The sequence below is a fragment of the Parabacteroides sp. Y3-G-102 genome (assembly GCF_023656845.1).
GTDB lineage: Bacteria > Bacteroidota > Bacteroidia > Bacteroidales > Tannerellaceae > Parabacteroides > Parabacteroides distasonis.
Window position 1 is genome coordinate 30,553 of record NZ_JAMOKU010000015.1, and the last position, 17,012, is coordinate 47,564.

The 17,012-nt window shown below is 44.2% G+C and carries 13 protein-coding genes, 3 tRNA genes and 1 pseudogene; 9 read left to right on the forward strand and 8 right to left on the reverse strand.

The features are described 5' to 3' along the window. Positions 1–147: 147 nt before the first annotated feature. Positions 148–402, reverse strand: a pseudogene (locus NBH16_RS09290) (ATP-binding cassette domain-containing protein); the annotation flags it as partial. A 218-nt stretch (positions 403–620) separates the two neighbouring features. Between NBH16_RS09290 and NBH16_RS09295 the strand changes: the two are divergent. From NBH16_RS09295 to NBH16_RS09305, 3 genes are all read left to right on the forward strand, one after another. Then, entirely contained in the window at positions 621–869 is a 249-nt protein-coding gene (locus NBH16_RS09295) for a winged helix-turn-helix domain-containing protein (RefSeq protein WP_227793916.1), read from the forward strand. Positions 870–1,253: 384 nt separating this feature from the next. Further along, the gene (locus NBH16_RS09300) at positions 1,254–2,348 is read left to right on the forward strand and encodes a metallophosphoesterase (protein WP_196008570.1); all 1,095 of its coding nucleotides are present in this window, start codon (positions 1,254–1,256) and stop codon (positions 2,346–2,348) included. A gap of 2 nt (positions 2,349–2,350) precedes the next feature. Further along, complete coding sequence (locus NBH16_RS09305; protein ID WP_005859131.1) at positions 2,351–3,529, forward strand: metallophosphoesterase; 1,179 nt, start codon at positions 2,351–2,353, stop codon at positions 3,527–3,529. Positions 3,530–3,599: 70 nt separating this feature from the next. Here the strand turns inward: NBH16_RS09305 and NBH16_RS09310 are convergent, their stop codons facing one another. Beyond that, on the reverse strand, positions 3,600–5,306 hold the full coding sequence (locus tag NBH16_RS09310) for a S41 family peptidase (protein WP_196009109.1): 1,707 nt from the start codon (positions 5,304–5,306) through the stop codon (positions 3,600–3,602). Positions 5,307–5,354: 48 nt separating this feature from the next. Next, positions 5,355–6,332, reverse strand: coding sequence for an adenosine kinase (locus NBH16_RS09315; protein WP_009016953.1), 978 nt, complete (start codon positions 6,330–6,332; stop codon positions 5,355–5,357). Between the two features lie 111 nt (positions 6,333–6,443). Here NBH16_RS09315 and NBH16_RS09320 point away from each other — a divergent pair. From NBH16_RS09320 to NBH16_RS09330, 3 genes are all read left to right on the forward strand, one after another. Beyond that, positions 6,444–6,517, forward strand: a tRNA-Asn gene (locus NBH16_RS09320). A gap of 31 nt (positions 6,518–6,548) precedes the next feature. After that, positions 6,549–6,622, forward strand: a tRNA-Asn gene (locus NBH16_RS09325). 43 nt (positions 6,623–6,665) lie between these two features. Beyond that, positions 6,666–6,739, forward strand: a tRNA-Asn gene (locus NBH16_RS09330). A gap of 104 nt (positions 6,740–6,843) precedes the next feature. Here NBH16_RS09330 and NBH16_RS09335 read toward each other — a convergent pair. After that, positions 6,844–8,742, reverse strand: a complete 1,899-nt coding sequence (locus NBH16_RS09335) for a glycosyltransferase 87 family protein (RefSeq protein WP_005867820.1) — start codon at positions 8,740–8,742, stop codon at positions 6,844–6,846. 145 nt (positions 8,743–8,887) lie between these two features. Between NBH16_RS09335 and trmB the strand changes: the two genes are divergently transcribed. Both trmB and NBH16_RS09345 read left to right on the forward strand, forming a co-directional pair. Next, positions 8,888–9,646 (forward strand): tRNA (guanosine(46)-N7)-methyltransferase TrmB, encoded by a 759-nt coding sequence (trmB, locus tag NBH16_RS09340; RefSeq protein ID WP_196008623.1) that lies wholly within the window; start codon positions 8,888–8,890, stop codon positions 9,644–9,646. A gap of 27 nt (positions 9,647–9,673) precedes the next feature. Next, complete coding sequence (locus NBH16_RS09345) at positions 9,674–10,783, forward strand: Mrp/NBP35 family ATP-binding protein (RefSeq protein ID WP_005859141.1); 1,110 nt, start codon at positions 9,674–9,676, stop codon at positions 10,781–10,783. 117 nt (positions 10,784–10,900) lie between these two features. Here NBH16_RS09345 and NBH16_RS09350 read toward each other — a convergent pair whose 3' ends face one another. Further along, positions 10,901–12,055, reverse strand: a complete 1,155-nt coding sequence (locus NBH16_RS09350) for an acyltransferase (protein ID WP_250788416.1) — start codon at positions 12,053–12,055, stop codon at positions 10,901–10,903. 232 nt (positions 12,056–12,287) lie between these two features. Between NBH16_RS09350 and NBH16_RS09355 the strand changes: the two genes are divergently transcribed. Next, positions 12,288–13,457, forward strand: coding sequence for an ATP-binding protein (locus NBH16_RS09355; RefSeq protein WP_250788418.1), 1,170 nt, complete (start codon positions 12,288–12,290; stop codon positions 13,455–13,457). 142 nt (positions 13,458–13,599) lie between these two features. Here the strand turns inward: NBH16_RS09355 and hutH are convergent, their stop codons facing one another. Genes hutH through hutI form a run of 3 tightly spaced genes read right to left on the reverse strand, consistent with a single transcriptional unit; the run spans position 13,600 to position 17,009 of the window. Further along, entirely contained in the window at positions 13,600–15,096 is a 1,497-nt protein-coding gene (gene hutH, locus NBH16_RS09360) for a histidine ammonia-lyase (RefSeq protein ID WP_057327372.1), read from the reverse strand. Positions 15,097–15,099: 3 nt separating this feature from the next. Continuing rightward, positions 15,100–15,723 (reverse strand): cyclodeaminase/cyclohydrolase family protein, encoded by a 624-nt coding sequence (locus NBH16_RS09365; RefSeq protein ID WP_008779294.1) that lies wholly within the window; start codon positions 15,721–15,723, stop codon positions 15,100–15,102. Positions 15,724–15,758: 35 nt separating this feature from the next. Then, on the reverse strand, positions 15,759–17,009 hold the full coding sequence (gene hutI, locus NBH16_RS09370; RefSeq protein WP_005859151.1) for an imidazolonepropionase: 1,251 nt from the start codon (positions 17,007–17,009) through the stop codon (positions 15,759–15,761). Positions 17,010–17,012: the final 3 nt, after the last annotated feature.

Consider the following 17,012-nt stretch of genomic DNA (forward strand, 5'->3'; position numbering starts at 1 on the left):
AACACCACTACTGCCGTAGGCTTACGCCACTACTCCTTATGGGGCATGCCAGTAGTCACATTAAAAACACACGCTCCAAGCGAAGATCAAAGCCAGCAACGCAAAGATCACCACCAAAATCGTATTCCCCCAGCGAATCAGGAAAGAGGGTAAACGCTCGATAAATCCCTCTATATTTGCGATACGGGCTGCCAATAACAAGCGAGATTTATCAATCTCACCGTCATCCACGGCGATATTGCGTGCGATCGACTCTGAGAACAGATAACCGTCTTGCATCACTGCGCCACATTGGTCACGCCACCATAAAAGCCTGAAAGATCACAAATCATCTCCACCCACCCGGATATCGCCTTCTACCGGATTATAGTAACCCAATAATAACTTGATCAAGGTTGTTTTCACCGTAAAAAAAGTCTTGTTATAAATAGACTCTTCGATTTGAGACAGCAGAAATATCCAAAAAACATTTTTAGCGGTAGAGCCTATAAATGAGTTTCCCAGCAAAGGATACAAGGTTTGTTACGCCAACACGTTAAGCGGTATTCAAGACATATATCATATCTATTGGAGATTATCAGCTGGAACTTTCCACACATCAATTATTCTATAAACAAGAGCTGTTAAAGGTATTAAGCCCCAAAGATTTCAAGTTACTCTATCAGTTATCCGAACCATTGAATCAACCGGTAAGCAGAGAAAAGCTTTTCCAAGAAATTTGGGAAGGTCAAGAAGCTCATGATAGCTTGAATAATAGTATCTCACGTTTACGTAAGTTATTGGAAAGGGATACCACGCTTTCAATAGATGCCGTAAAAGGAATTGGCTATATATTACAAAAAAAGACCTATTCCCCTCATCGCAATTAAGGGAGGCTTATTGTAGATTTCTTTATACGCTCTTGTTCCCTAGCGCATGATTCGGGAAAAACACGTACGACTTTTTTGAAAAACACGTACGACTTTTCCCGGAAACACATACGTGTTTTGAAAGAAAGATAGCCATGTTTTAAACACACTAATTCTCAATACATTACACACCTATGTCATTCGCTTGCTTATTGTCTGGAATTTGTCTTGGAATACAACGCATCCTTACTTGCCCTGTATTTACATCCACGTAGAGACGCAGCACGCTATGTCACTACAATTAGAGGACATAATGCGGTGAAAATCGAGCAGAAAAAGTCTTTCGCAAATCATACCATTTGCCGCATAAAGAGTTTTCATTATCTTCGCGGAAAATTAATAGAAATGTTATCGTTCTTTATCATACTTCCAATCCTGTATCTTGCAGGGAATATTTATATTTATCTAAAGGGAAAACAGGCTTTGAAAAGCCAGTCTACCGGAGTTAAAGTATTGTTATCCATTGTTTTTTGGGGAGGAGCTTTATCATTCTTCAGTAGTTTTCTATTCAGGAACCTAGATATGCCGGCTTCTTTCGCTCAAACAGTTTCTCAAGTAGGAACAGGATGGCTCGTGTTCACTTTATACATGGTATTGGCCCTGTTGGTATTTGATATCTTACGACTTTTCCACCTACGTTTCAAATACTCATTCTATTTATCATTATTCTTAACACTCAGCTTATTAGGATATGGAAACTATAATTACCAACATCCTGATACACGAGTTATCAACATGGTTATCAACAAACCGGCCAATACCGATGGACAGCCGCTGAAGGTCGTAGCCATTAGCGACATACACTTAGGATACGCTACCAACAAGACAATGCTTGCCGGATATGTGGATATGATAAACGCCCAACGCCCGGACATCGTTCTTATCGGTGGAGACTTGATAGACAACAGTGTCGCACCTCTGCGATACGAGCATATGGAAGAGGAACTGTCCAAGATATACGCTCCATTAGGCGTTTATATGGTACCGGGTAACCATGAGTATATCAGTGGCATAGAGGAGAGCGAGAAATTCATAGCGCAGACGCCCATCGTACTTTTAAGGGATTCCGTGGCTATCTTGCCCAATCAGATCCAACTCATAGGACGGGACGACCGGCATAACAAAGGGCGGAAAACTTTAGGTCAGCTTACCGCGAACCTTGATAAAAGCAAACCTGTTATCTTACTAGACCATCAACCCTACGATTTAGAGAAAACGGAAGAGGCTGGCGTAGACTTACAGTTTAGCGGACATACACATCGAGGACAAGTATGGCCGATGAACTGGATCGTGGATCATCTGTTCGAATTAAGTTACGGGATTAAAAAAATCGGAAATAGTACGATTTATGTCTCATCCGGCTTATCTTTGTGGGGACCGCCTTTCCGTATCGGGACGGACAGCGAAATGGTGGTGTTCAATATTACATTCAAAGAGTAAAGATGAAAGTATTTATTCAATCGATCGTAGCGCAGCTATTACTAAATCCGTATATTTTCTGGAGAGGATATCAAGCGCTTCCTCCTAAGAAAAGTTGCCGGATTCCTTTTATCTTGTTTTTCGTACTCGAACTATCGCTTTATTTTTTCGGATTTATTTTTAGGAATGAACTACCTGATAACGTGATAATCACGATCCAATACATCTGTAACACTTGGTATATAGCGTCCATTTATATCACTTTATCTCTCTTGGTACTTGAGTTGATCAGGCTCTCCCAACGTATCAAGCCATGGTTCCCCAAATGGATGAAAGGGCATTGGCAACAAACCAAGCTAACCCTGTTTTTTCTTATCGTATTCGGTGTTACCGGTTTAATGATTCACGCATACCATACGGTAATGAATCCGATTGTTAAGAACGTATATATCACGTTGCCCAAAGCCGCGGGGGATCGGGATAGCCTGACTATTGTCATGATGAGCGACTTACATATCGGAGAGGTTATCGGGAAGGATTTGGTACAAAAATATGTGGCGCTCAGCAACGCACAGCATCCGGATATGGTGGTATTAGCGGGGGATATCATGGATTATGAATCCCGGTTCGCGGAAAACGCCCACATCGAGGATGATTTAAAACAATTAAAAGCTCCGTTGGGCGTATATATCATTTACGGGAATCATGAATACCGGGCAAACCGGAACGCGAAATATCGTTGGTTGCAAAAGACCGGAGGTACGCTACTAATAGACTCGGTGGTCCAACCGGACTCAACTTTTTATTTGATAGGGAGGGATGATTTCATCCATAAGAAACGAAAATCGCTTCATTCGTTAATGGAAGGGGTGGATACCGGCAAACCGATTATCGTTTTGGATCATCAACCTTGGTCGTTCGCCGAGATGAATATGAATGGGGTGGATTTGGGACTGCACGGACATACGCATAACGGGCAGTTATGGCCTTATCCCCTACTGATGAAACTTGTGTATGAATGCCCGTACGGATATTATAAGAAAGGACCTACGCAATTCTATGTATCTTCCGGCATTGGTATAGCAGGACCTCCTTATCGGGTGGGAACCGTCTCGGAATTGGTCGTATTGCATATCCGCTTCAAAGCCCCCAAACAGACTGGCGAAAGAGGGAAAAGCACGATGCCCATTCAAGGGAGCTGACAATGGGCATCGTAAGCTCGCTTGAATGGGCATTGTAAGGCCCTTTGAATGGGCATCGGCAGAAACCCGCCTATTCGGTACCCTTGGTGGCCGCCTCCAACTCAACCGGCACGCTCAATGTACGCCTGTATAAATCCGGATCGCCCAATACCTCCAACGCTTTCCCCAATACAAGATCATCTTTCAAGCTTTCTTGCAACTCTCCTCGTTGGTAATAATAACGTTTTACGATCTCGGCGGCCATTACTCGTTTCACCTCATCCTTGAAACGATCGAAATCTCTTTCCAGATTCGGAGTCAGCTTAGCCTCTAATTCCTTGAACGCAGTAGAATCCTCCTCCAGATACCCCTCAAACTCAGCCACTTCTTTCAAGTTCTTCAATACTTTCTCGCTTTGGCGGTCATAGGTGAAATTCTTGGACTTGGCGTATTGCTTCAAAGCTTCGAAATCCTCATCGGAAACCGTAAATTCCTCGATGGGAGCGATCGTCTTATGCTTTTGTGCCCAATCCGTAACGAAGTCGAACAAGACCGTATCCGCCGCCAAATAATACATCATGGTAGGCACTTTCGGCTCCTTCACCTCAAACTCCGGACGCACGCCACCCCCATCACGAACCGGACGCTTCTTGGACGTATAGAATACGGAAGTCAAGCTATCCGGAATAGCCGCCACGCTACCATCCTCTTTCCGGTGCGAATAATCGATTTGCTGGATGCAACGACCACTCGGGATATAGTATTTACTCATCGTGATTTTCACTTTCCCATTATAAGGCAGGTCACGAGGAGCTTGCACCAACCCCTTACCAAACGAACGTTGTCCCACCAACACGGCACGATCCATATCCTGCAAAGATCCCGATACGATCTCAGCGGCGGAAGCCGTACCTCCATTGATCAATATAGCCAACGGCATTACCGTATCCAAAGGCTCCGTAGAGGTTCGGTACGTACGATCCCATTGCTTGATCTTTCCTTTCGTTGAAAGCACCTCGCTGCCTTTCGGTACGAACATACCTACGATTTGTACAGCACCTTCCAGCACGCCGCCGCCGTTACCGCGCAAATCCAGTACCAAAGACTTAATATTATGATTTTTCTTTAAATCCAAGAATGCCTCTTTCACCTCTTGAGCACTCTTGATAGTAAATGCCTTTAGATAAATATAACCGATACTGTCATTCTTAACCCCGTAGTAAGTAACTTGAGGTGTCGTGATCTGCTTACGGGTAATCTCGAACTTCCGGGGTTTCTTCTCGCCCGGACGTTGGATCGTCAAAACCATCTTCGTATTCGGAACACCTTTCAACAACTCGCTGACCCGGGAGTTTGTCGCCTTGGAAACATCGATCGTATCGATTGCCAAGATCAGATCGCCCGGCTTCAGACCCGCTAAATCGGCCGGCATTCCCTCGGTAGGCTCGGCAATCATCACGCCTCCCTCGTTGTTACGCTGACGGATCAAGGAACCGATACCTCCGTATTCGCCGGTCGTCATCAGACTCAATTCCTCCGTTTTTTGCTCAGGATAGTATTCCGTATAAGGATCTAAACCAGCCAACATTGCCTCGATTCCCCGCTGAACGGTTTTATCCACATCCACTGAATCCACGTAGAACATCTCTACTTCTTTCAATAAAGAATTGAAAATGTCTAGGTTCTTACTCACCTCAAAGCGGTTATCTTTTTGCGCCCATCCCGGCACTACGCTACTTGCGACGAACAGCAAGCAAAATAAACCTATAATTCCTCTTCGTTGAACCAATCTGTACATACAATATTTAGTTAATTAACGGCATAAATGTAAGGAATAATACGCCGCCTAAGCCAATATCCCTTTTACTTTTAACTTTATTTGTTCCCATTTATCATACGGAATCTCCGGGCCAACCACGTCGATCACATAGCCCGCCAACATCGATCCGATGCGTGCGGATTGTACCAAAGACGCTCCTATGGATTGACCGTACAAGAATCCGGCGGCGAAGTTATCACCGGCGCCAGTCGTATCAACAGGCTTGCCCCCCTCAGCCGGGACAGAATAAAATTGACCATGACTACCGATCAAGGCACCTTCCTTTCCCAATGTAACCAATGAGACCTCTACCAACTCAGACAAGGTATGTACGGCCTCAGCAGCCTTCTGCCCGGTAAAAGCCTCAGCCTCACTCTCATTAGAGAACAAAATATCCACATATTTAGGAATGATATCCTCCAGCATTCCTTTAAAAGCATTCACGATATTGAAGTTCGACAAATCCAGCGCTACTTTCAAGCCCAACTTTTTAGCCTTCTCCATCGTAGAACGAACCAACGGCTCGTTTACGAGCAAGTAACCTTCTATATAAATACATTGATATTTACTTAGCATCTCCTCGGTGATCTCATCCGGGGTTATTGTCGGGGCCGGGCCAAGGAAAGTCCCCATCGTACGTTCCCCATCCGGAGAAATCATCACCGTACAGCTACCTGTAAGTCCATCCGTCTTGATAAAATAGGAAGTGACACCCGCTTTTTCCAACGCATCCTCATAAAATCCGCCGATCGAATCATCCCCGATCTTACCGATAAAACCGGAATTCGCCCCTAAAGAAGACATCGAACGCATCGTGTTGCAGACAGATCCTCCCGGGGTTTGCGTACGTGGCAAGCCGGCTAAAGTTGTACGGATAGCGATCATTTGTTCCCTGTTAATCATATCCATAGCTCCTTTCTGTATCCCGATTTCCGATAGGACATCATCATTTTCAAGCCTCAATAAAACGTCAACCAAAGCGTTTCCTAAACCTATTGTATTCATTTTTTCGTAATTTTTTTCGCAAAGATATTGCATATTTCGAAAATACCCCGTACTTTTGCAGTGCAATTTCAGAAAGGGGTTACGGAATAACCTTTGAAAGAGCGAAAAAATTCTTCCTTAGCTCAGTTGGTTAGAGCATCTGACTGTTAATCAGAGGGTCCTTGGTTCAAGTCCAAGAGGAAGAGCGAAAAGACATCGGGAAAGACTGAAAAACATTCTTCTTTAGCTCAGTTGGTTAGAGCATCTGACTGTTAATCAGAGGGTCCTTGGTTCAAGTCCAAGAAGAAGAGCGAAAAGAGTTTTCATATAGAGATTAAAAAGTTAAAAACTGATTCTTCCTTAGCTCAGTTGGTTAGAGCATCTGACTGTTAATCAGAGGGTCCTTGGTTCAAGTCCAAGAGGAAGAGCAAAAAGAGAGAGATACCTATTAATAGGTATCTCTTTTTTCTTTTGTTCTTTTTCCGTTATTCACAGGGTTTTCAACAGGGTTATTAACAACCCTGTAATCCTCCTACCCTCTCCAAGCGATTAAAAATAAGTTCTTTAATTCTTCCGCAAGGACTCCACGACGCATATTGGGAAGATGAACGTTATCCCGCAAATCAGCGGGCATGTCTTTAATAAGTACATCCGACTCCTGCGAAGCCTTATAAATAAACTCCGTATCAAATAAAAAGCGATTCACCTGAGTTGAGGCCAAAAACGATTTTCCCCGCTGGTTAAAACCTTTCAAACCTCCTTGAGCATCCGTATGCGTTAATCCTAGAAGCGTAAAATTCAATATACGGGAAGCATAACTCATAATCTTTCTTCGAGTACTTAAATGGGTATAATAAGTATGATTCCGCACGGCGATAACGACATCATATCCCGATTCCAACCATTCTACCATCCGGCAGATAGAATCCGCCTCATACGGAAAATCATAATCCGTATATAAAGTAATGGATGAGGTGGAATGAGACAAGCCAGCCCTAACAGCGGCTCCTTTTCCCTTATTCGTATCATAACTTACGATCATCGTATCAGGGAGAGCCTCCAGAAGACGTCCCACCGCATCCTTCGTAAATCCTCTCTTCGAAGCGTCATTCACGACGATAAAACGAAGTGAGCGACCTTTAAGCATCTTTACCAATTCCGCATGTTTCTCGATCATCAAACGTTCCCAGCCTTCTTGTGGGTTATAACAAGGCAAGATAAGGTCGATCGCCTCCTCTTTACCCGGGAGAGTCTTCGGCCGATGAAGCGGCTCTGAAAAATCCAATGTCAATTGCTCCCATACGATCTTAAACCAGATCAACACACAAGGTAGTGCTTTCAACGCATAAGGAATAACATACGTTTTCCGGATATAACAGGGAAATATATCTGTAGGGGAAAGGGATGTCAGAATAAAACAGAAAACGAATAGTACCGTATTCAAGACAGGAGTCGTCTTACGGGTAGGCGTACCTATATACCAAAGGCAGACGGCTATCATGGCTCCCAAATATCCGCTATTCTCTGTTCCGGAGCTAAAAAGAACCATGAACAAAAGAGTAGAGCAAAGAAAATGCATGCGGAACCGCCGGTTATCATATTGATTTATCCTAAAATAAGGAGCAATAAATAAAAGTAGCCCGGGGATAACCAACCAGAGATCACTATACGTATTGACTCCCGAAATCTTACGAACCATCCCCAACAAAGAGATATTTGTATAAGGAGTAAATAAATTCTCTACATTCTTATCGAGAAGTACCTCATACCATTTCACGTATTGACTTGCCACATATTGAGGAGACGTATATAACATCGGAAGAACATACAAGACTATGCCCCAGAAAATAAGTCCTTTCAAAAAGGCGATCCGGCGTTTTGAGAATAGCAGGAAAGCAAGACCGACAATGCCATAAATCTTAGTCATCGTACCCAAGACAATCATTAGCGCCGCCCAAAACTCCTGTTTCCGCTCAATAAAAATAAACGAGAATAAAATCATGCCGGCTATGGCTATGTTAAATTGCTGCATAAGAACACACGTAAATAACTCATTCAAGCATACCCAAATGACAAACGCCTGTTTCCAATCCGCCAATCCGAGTTTACGGATAGCCATATAAAGCAGCAAGCTATTCGCGAGACACCATAGCAACATCCCGATATAAGGAGAGAAGAGGGAGAAAGGCGCTATTATAGCCGTAAAAGGGATCCCGTATAAAAACCGGTCGTGGTATTCATTCGGATAATATATATAAAGGTCTTTCAACTCTAACGCATGAAAAAAGGAAGCCCTATAAATCATAAAGTTATTATAAGTCCTTCCCACAGGTAATTTCAATAAGCAAGCGACAAGGGCCGTCGCAAACCAAACAAATCCGACAAACCTCGGATTCTTAAATATCGGGCGTCTAAAAAATACTCTCAACATATCCTTTTTTATTCGTTACAACTCCACTTTCAAATAAAACTTCTGACAGCCTATATGTTCAAAAGACTCGCCAACGCATAAAAACCCCTATCTAAAACAGTAGAAAAAACGTAAAAAGCATTTTTTTAAGTATTATCTTCGCGACATGGGAAAGAATAAATTAGCTAAGTTTGACGATATGGCGGGCTATCCGCACGTATTCCAATACCCTTTCGCCGCCCTACAAGAAAAAGGGTTTGATATGAAAGGACAGTGGCATGAACGTTTTTTCAAGAACGATCACCCTATTGTCTTGGAATTGGGATGCGGAAAAGGGGAATATACCGTAGGTTTGGGAAAGCTTTTCCCAAATAAGAATTTTATTGGTGTCGATATCAAGGGAGCACGTATGTGGACCGGAGCGAAAGAATCGCTGGAAGCCGGGATGAATAACGTGGCTTTCCTACGTACCAGTATCGAATTGATTTCCTATTTCTTCGCTCCGGGCGAAGTAGCCGAGATCTGGATCACATTTCCGGACCCTCAAATGAAAAAGGTCAATAAGCGTCTGACCGGAACCCGTTTCATGAAAATGTATCGGGAAATCCTTTCCGGAGATGGTATTATCCATTTAAAAACGGATAGTAACTTTATGTATACCTATACGTGCGAGATGGTAAAAGCGAACCATTATCCCGTATTGTTCAGTACAGACGACCTATATCATTCCAATCTGGCGGATGAGATCTTATCCATCAAGACCTATTACGAGCAACAATGGCTGGATCGTGGATTAAACATCAAATACATCAAGTTTGTTTGTGAGGAAAGGGAACGATTGGTGGAACCTGACGTAGAAATAGCGTTAGATCCTTATCGTAGCTTTAATCGCAGTAAACGAAGCGCTTTGGCTTCTGGTAAATAAAAGAATGACTTAAAAAAATCAACAGATATGACAATCTATCCGAATCTGATTATTGAGGCGTTGAAGAACGTTCGTTACCCGGGTACGGGAAAGGACATCGTTTCCATGGGCCTCGTAGAAGACAACATTCGTATCGATGGTATGAATGTCACCTTCTCGTTATTATTCGAGAAGCCAAATGATCCGTTTATCCGCTCCGTAGTAAAAGCCGCGGAGACAGCTATCTTAACCTATGTAAGCCCGGAGGTGAATATCAAGGGAAACATCACGGTAAAAGCCCGTCAGTTAGCTCGCCCGGAACCGGATAAATTATTACCGCAAGTAAAAAATATTATCGCCGTATCTTCCGGTAAAGGAGGAGTTGGTAAAAGTACCGTTGCCGCTAATCTAGCTGTCGCATTGGCTTTACAAGGATATAAGGTAGGATTGCTGGATGCCGATATATTCGGGCCGTCCCAACCCAAGATGTTCAACCTAGAAGAGGCTCGCCCTTATATGGAAGAGGTAGAGGGCAGGGAACTGATCAAGCCGGCCGAAAATTATGGTGTCAAGATGTTATCCATCGGCTTCTTCGTAAATAAAAACGACGCGGTCCTATGGCGTGGAGCAATGGCTAGCAACGCATTGAAGCAATTGATCGGCGACGCCAACTGGGGTGAGCTTGATTATTTCTTAATCGATTTACCTCCCGGAACGAGTGATATCCATTTGACAATGGTACAAACACTAGCGATAACCGGAGCCGTGGTGGTAAGTACGCCGCAAGAGGTTGCTTTAGCGGACGCTCGTAAGGGTATCAGCATGTTCACTGGAGATAAGGTTAATGTCCCTGTTTTAGGATTGATCGAGAATATGGCTTGGTTTACCCCTGCGGAATTACCGGAAAACAAATATTATATATTCGGAAAGGAAGGTTGTAAACGCCTAGCTGAGGAACTGAACGTGCCGTTACTGGGACAGATTCCTATCGTACAAAGTATCTGCGAAGGAGGAGATCAAGGTAAGCCGGTAGCGTTGAACCCGGACTCGATCACAGGTAAGGCATTCCAAGAATTGGCCGAGAATGTAGTCAAGCAGATAGACTATCGCAACGAGCATCTGGCTCCGACAGAGCGAGTGATTGTAACCAAGAAATAAAGATGATTTATACGTATATACGTGTGGTCTCGCACGTATATACGTATCGTCCTACACGTACGCTCGCATGGGCCTACGCCTATATACGTATCAGCCTACGCAAACGTACGTATAAATTCAGCCCACAATATACTTGGCTTTCTTACCGCAAATCTTTCTGATACCCAACACAATCAGCCAAGATACAGCGAATGCTACCACAGAAGCGGCAGGAATCTGTAAACCCAAAGGGATATTCAAGGCTCTCGCCAGCAGCACGCTGGGTCCCGTAAAGAAATAATGTACCATATAGATTCCGAAACCACATACCGTTAAGTTCGCTAACATTCGTTTGATCGTGCCTGATTTCACATTCACCTTCTTCGCCAGCAAGAAGATAGGAATCGTCATCATCACCACATTGGGAGAACAATAATAGAAGAATAACTCTAACTGTTCCTCCGTGTAAGCAGGCAAAGCGGTCGTATAGCGGAAACCGAAGAAAGTAATGGCATAGCCTACGACAAACATAGGAATGCCTATCCCAACGATCTTTCCTAACGACCAATCATGATTCCGCAGATAATGCCCCAATAGCAAGTAACCGTTAAACCCGGCGAAATAATAAAGCATACTGAATTCATTCCATGAGCATCCACCCCAAATGTAAGGAGATACGAATTCCCGGTAATAAGGAATAAACAAAGTCACTCCCCAACCTGCCAGAAACCATAATTTCGCCTTATCCGAAACTTTCTCGACCCAAGCGGAGAAGATCGGCAAATAAAGATATAAACCTATCAGTAAATAGATATACCACATATGTACATCCAACAATGAGAAATTGAACGGTATCTGGGCGATATAGCCTAAAGACACACTCAACGATTGACGAGTCACCTCTTCTCCCGAATAAGGGAAAAAATCAAGAATAAGTTCCGGCCTCAAACCAAGCAGCCCCGTAAACCAAGGAAATAAATTATAAATAACAGACCAAATCAAGAAAGGCCAGAATACACGCAATATCCTTTTCTTATAGAAAATAGAAGTCTCTTCCCGGACCGGTAGCAACAAGGCTCCCGTAATCATAACGAACAGAGGTACACAAGGACGAAGAAAAGCCCCATAGGCAGCTCCCCAAAACTTAATATTCCCAATAATCGGAGAATCTCCGGGATAGAAATTAAACGGGTCTGTACAATGACAGCAAACAACAGTAAACATCGCGATCAGGCGAACAACGTCCAACCATACGACATGAGTTTTCACGGTAGAGATTTGCTTTTGTTCCATATAAATAACTGTTTCATTCGTAATAGTTGGCGAATATACAAAAAAAGGAATAGTCATACATCGTATCCACGGCTATATAGCTCCGGCTCTCGCTCTTCACCCGACAGAACGGGTGATCGCAACCAAGAATCAAGAAAAGATAACATAAATTGCACCGCAAGTAGTGCAATTCTTTACAAAAAATGCACTATTCACAGTGCAAATTAGTATATTTGCGAAAACATTATAATATATGGATAAGTTACAAACAAGTTTCGATGCGATGTTACGTACTACACCTACCTCATTCCATCGATATATGTTCGACCGCATTAATTGGAACAACCGGCTATTGGGCTTAGTAGGTCCGCGTGGCGTTGGGAAAACTACTTTGATGTTGCAATATGCCAAAGAAAAACTGAACAGAAATATGACCTTGTTCGTCAACGCTGATGATTTGTACTTTTCCAGCCACCACTTAGTGGATTTAGCTGATGACTTCGTCAAGCGAGGAGGGACCCATCTTCTTATAGACGAAATCCATAAATACAAGGACTGGGCCCGCGAGCTAAAACTGATGTATGACTATCACGCGGATCTAAAGATATTCTTCACAGGTTCCTCCATCCTTGATATCAACAAGGGATCGGCAGACCTGAGCCGACGGGCTATCGTCTATTCTATGCAAGGGCTTTCATTTCGCGAATATCTTAATATGTTTCACAACATAGAGATCCAGACCCATACACTAGCCGATATCGTAGAGCACCGCATAGAACTCCCCGAGAAATTCCGTCCTTATGCCTATTTCCAATCCTATCTAGAGAAAGGGTATTATCCGTTCTCGAAAGAAGACCAATTTCATATACGCTTACAACAAGTAATAAACACGACGTTGGAAGTTGATATACCGCAGTATTCAGAAATGAGCATATCAACAGCACGAAAACTAAAGCAATTGCTCACCATCATTGCCCAAAGCGTACCATTCAAACCGAATATGAGTAGCATAGCGATTATGCTAGGAGTGAGTCGCAACAATTTATCCGATTACTTTCTTTATCTCGAGGAATCCGGATTAATCTCCCAACTACGCGATGGAGTCGGTGGCATCAGAGGGCTAGGCAAAGTAGATAAAGTTTATCTGGATAATCCTACTCTTATGTACAATTTGGGGAAGGAAATATCCAACATCGGGAACATCAGAGAAACATTCTTCTTGAATCAAACACGTGTGGAGCAAGAAGTCATCACCTCCCCTATATCGGATTTTCAAATAGCCGACTATACTTTCGAAGTTGGAGGGAAAAATAAAAAGCAAAAGCAACTGCAAGGAATAGAGAACGGCTTCGTTGTAAAGGACAATATCGAACAAGGATACATGAATGTAATCCCTTTGTGGCAGTTCGGGCTCAATTATTAAATCCGCTCATTTAGTTTCATTCGTAATAGTTGGCGAATATACAAAAAGAACACGGAGCACACAGGATACACGGCATCGCACAGATCAATATTACATATCGCAAAACAAATCCGTGTATTCCGTGTGCTCCGTGTTCCTAAAATTAATATACAAAGTCTTTCCTACGAATAAACGCCACCGTACGATGTATTTCCGTGTACATGATAATATCCTCATCGATAAATGGCACCTCTTTCCGGTAATCCTTCAAGAACTTCTCTAATACCGGGGAAGTCCTAGCCGGACGACGGAACTCGATTCCTTGTGCAGCGTTCATCAACTCGATCGCCAAGATATGATCCAAGTTGTCCATGATCTTAAACAACTTCGTCGCCGCATTCGCTCCCATACTCACATGATCCTCTTGTCCATTACTAGACACGATAGAATCGCTGCTCGCCGCATAGCAATACATCTTATTCTGGCTTACCATACTGGCAGCCGCATATTGAGGGATCATGAAACCGGAGTTCAGGCCGGGATTAGCGACCAAGAACTCAGGCAATCCCCGCAAACCCATGATCAATTGAGCGACACGACGTTCCGATATATTTCCTAACTCAGCCAAGGCAATCGCCAAGAAATCATAAGAAATCGCCAAGGGCTGACCGTGGAAATTACCGCCGGAAATAATCTTATCCTCCTCCGGGAAGATCGTCGGATTATCCGTCACGGAATTTACTTCGGTAAGCAGGACATTCGCCACATAATTGATAGCGTCTTTCGTAGCCCCATGCACTTGAGGGATACAACGGAATGAATACGGGTCCTGAACATGTTCCTTTTTCCGGGCGATTAACTCACTTCCCTCCAATAGCCGTCGAAAAGCGGCCCCGGTCTCGATTTGTCCGGGATGCGGACGCATCTGCTGGATACAATCCATGAAAGGATCGATACGCCCATCGAAAGCCTCCAAAGATAAAGCGGCGATCAGATCCGCTTTCTTGGACAGGCTAAACGCACGCATCAAGGCGAATACGCCATTGGCGCTCATAAATTGCGTACCGTTCAATAAAGCTAACCCCTCCTTGCTTTTCAGCTTCACAGGCTTCCAAGCGAACTCGTCCAATACGCTGATCGCTTCCCGTTTGCGGCCCTTATAATAAACGTCACCCACGCCGATCAGAGGCAGGAACAAATTCGCCAGAGGCGCCAAATCACCGGAAGCGCCTAAAGAGCCACGATCATACACGATCGGAAGCACGTCATTATTGAAAAAGTCCAGAATACGTTGTACGGTAATCACCTGTACGCCACTATGCCCCAACGAAAGGGCATGCGCTTTCAATAACATCATCAAACGGACGATCACCGGACTTACCTCATCCCCTACGCTACAGGCATGACTTTTCACCAAGTTCTCTTGCAAGGTGCTCAATTCGTCCGGAGAGATATTCTTATTGCATAAAGAACCGAAACCGGTAGTAATCCCATACAAAGGCCCCTCTTGCTGCTCGATTTTATGATCCAAGTAATCCCGGCAACGCTGGATGCGCTCCTTCACCTCGAGTGAAAGCTCCAACTTCATATTTTGAGTAAGTATCCGTTCGATTCCCTCAAAAGAGAGAGGCTCGGAACCCACATAATAGACATTGCTCATATGCTATAATTTAGTCTTCACCCAATCCAATAACTTTTGCTCTACACGGATAGCGTTCGCCTCCAGTTCATCCGCTTTCTTCCGCATCATTCCGACGAACACCTCGTCTTGGATGGACGTTAAGTTAATTCGGACATTCAATAAAGCCCCCAATACACAAGTACGGGCAGCCATCATCGCCACGCAAGCATCCGTGACGGCATTCTGATTACCTTTGTGAGCCACATAGATAATCGTCTCCATTACGGAACCGATCTCCTCCGCCACCCTCATCGGAACAATAGCCGCCTCCTTCGTTGCGCTCTGTATCGCATTCGTACGGATCACCTGTTCGTCAGGCGTTTCTTTCGGCAACTTAAAAGCGGAGAATACACGATCATAAGCCTCGCTGTCCTTATCGATATATTCAGTAAGACGCTCACGGATCAAAGCCGCCTCGATAGCGATCGTTTTCATTTGTCCTTCCACTTCCGCATATTTCTTTTTGCCAACAGTCAGATGGGCCACCATCTCTGTCAAAGCTGCCGCTATAGCGCCATTCAAGGCAGATATACTTCCACCACCGGGAACGGGAGCACTACCCGCCGTTTCCGCCAAAAAATCTTTAATTGTCAAGTCTGCTAACATAGTATTTTGATTTAAATGATTCAACAATTCTTATCTTACATCATATAAAGTTCCCCGTCCTTAATTACGGTATCCACGAGATTCATTCCCACATGATAAGGTAGGAACTTATAAGACGGGTATTTCAGCAAGATCACGTCCGCACGTTTTCCCACGCTGATACTTCCAATCTCGGAGGCACGTCCCACAGCTGCGGCTCCATTAATGGTCAATGCCGTTACCGCTTCTTCAGGGGTCATCTTCATATAGATACAGGCCAAGGCTATCATCATCGGGATTGAGGCAGAGAAACAACTTCCCGGATTTAGATCGGAGGCTAAAGCCACCGCGCAACCGGCATCTATCATCTTCCTTGCAGGCGCATACGGCTCATTCAAGGAAAAGGCAGTCAGCGGAAGTAAGGTAGCCACGACACCCGCTCTTGCCAGACGTTTGATGCCTGTGTCCGATATATGTAACAAATGATCAGCACTTACACACTTCAAGGAGGCCGCCAGTTCCGCCCCTCCGAAAGGAACGATCTCATCCGCATGCATCTTCAATTTAAAACGATGATGACGGGCGGCACGAAGCAAGCGCTCACTCTGTTCTAACGAGAAAACGCCTTTCTCACAAAACACATCACAAAATGTAACCGTATGTTCGGCTCGTATGGCAGGAAGAACTTCCTCGATCATATAATCCACATAATCGTCCGTACGACCGGCAAATTCAGGAGGAACAGCATGAGCTCCCAAAAAGGTCGATACGACATCCATCGGATGAGACTCATTCAGGTCCGACATGACACGAAGCTGAACTAATTCTGTTTGCAAATCCAAACCATAACCACTTTTCCCTTCCACTGTGGTAACACCCATGGAGAATAACTCATCCAAACGTTCTTCCCCTCTGTCCCATAGTGTATCGAAATCACTTTCACGGGTAGCTTTCATCGTATTCACGATACCTCCACCACGCTCCATGATCGACATATAACTATCTCCTCGCAATCGCCAAGAGAACTCCTCCTCCCGGTAACCGCCAAAGATAAAATGCGTATGGCTATCTACAAATCCGGGTAACACCGCTTGGTTCTCCGCCCGAATCTCCAAATAATCCTCCGCATGGATGTTTCGAAGTACCTCCTCCGTAGGTCCTACATGCGTAATAACCCCATCAGACATCGCTACGGCTCCATCCTCGATAACGCCTAAATCAGACATCTCCGCTCCCCGTCGCGCCTTATCCCCATGGCAAGTGACGATCTGGGCAGCATTCCTGATTAATATCTTGCTATTCTCCATACG